Source organism: Microvirga aerophila, from assembly GCF_003332305.1.
GTDB classification, from domain to species: Bacteria; Pseudomonadota; Alphaproteobacteria; order Rhizobiales; family Beijerinckiaceae; genus Microvirga; species Microvirga aerophila.
In genome coordinates this window covers 1-1,068 of record NZ_QOIO01000183.1, presented here as the reverse complement: position 1 = coordinate 1,068, position 1,068 = coordinate 1, and the positions used below count along the sequence as shown (strand labels likewise).

Sequence of the window (1,068 nt, the reverse complement as noted above, 5' to 3'; positions counted from 1 at the left end):
CATGTGCTCGGAGCCGTCCGCTTCCTGAACCGCCTCGAATGTGTGACCGAGACGCTGCGGGCGGCCCTCAATAGCGGTCCCCGAGTGGCTGCGCGCTGAGGCGGATCCTGCCTGGCTGGAGCGATATGACCGGCGGGCTGGCGATCACGAGGTGCCACAAGGCGAGGCGAAGCGGCGAGCCCACGCCGAGCAGATTGGTCGCGATGGTCATCAGTTGCTTGCGGCCATCATGGCTCCTGGTGCGCCAATATGGCTGCGGCAGATCCCGGCTGTTGAGTTGTTGCGGCAGGCCTGGGTCCAGAACTTCTGCCTGATCGACGATGCTCCGACCACAGGAACTGAGGCACCACTTCGGGTGCGGTGGCGGACTGACCAGGAGGGGGTTCCACCCTCCTTGCTGATGGTCGCGTCACCCTACGATCCGGAGGTGCACTACGCCAGGAAGCAATCAACGATCTGGATCGGCTACAAGGTGCATCTGACCGAGACATGCGACGAAGGCGGCCCACACTTGATCACGCATGTGGAGACCACGCCGGCACCCGTCGTCGATCGCGACGCTCTCGAAGACATCCATGCGGCGCTCGAAGCCAAGGGCCTGCTGCCCGATATTCATCTGGCCGATGCCGGTTATGTTGCGGCTGACCAGCTTGTCGCCAGCCGGAAGAAAGGCGTCACGCTTTTAGGGCCGGCTCCCAAGGATTATCAGTGGCAGGCCCAATCCGGCGAAGGCTTCACCGTGCAGGACTTCCTCCTCGATTGGGAGCGGGAAGTAGCGACCTGCCCGGCCGGGCATCAGAGCAAGAGCTGGAGTCCCGACTACCATCAGGGGCGAACCGCGTTCAAAGTCCGCTTCTCGACAACAGATTGTCGACCTTGTCCCCTGAAGACACAGTGTACTCGGAGCGGCCGACGCCTTCTGACGCTGCGGCCACGCGAGGAACACAAGACGCTGGAGGCGGCCCGCCAGCGTGAGGAGCAGCTTGCCTTCTCAAACGAGTATCGACAGCGCGCCGGCATCGAGGGAACGATTTCGGCGGGCGTCCGGGTTCTGCATCTGCGGCGCTC

At 63.6% G+C, this 1,068-nt stretch carries 1 pseudogene; it reads left to right on the top strand.

The annotated features are described in order from the left end of the window. Positions 1–1,068 (top strand): annotated as a pseudogene (locus DRB19_RS29660) (transposase); the annotation flags it as partial.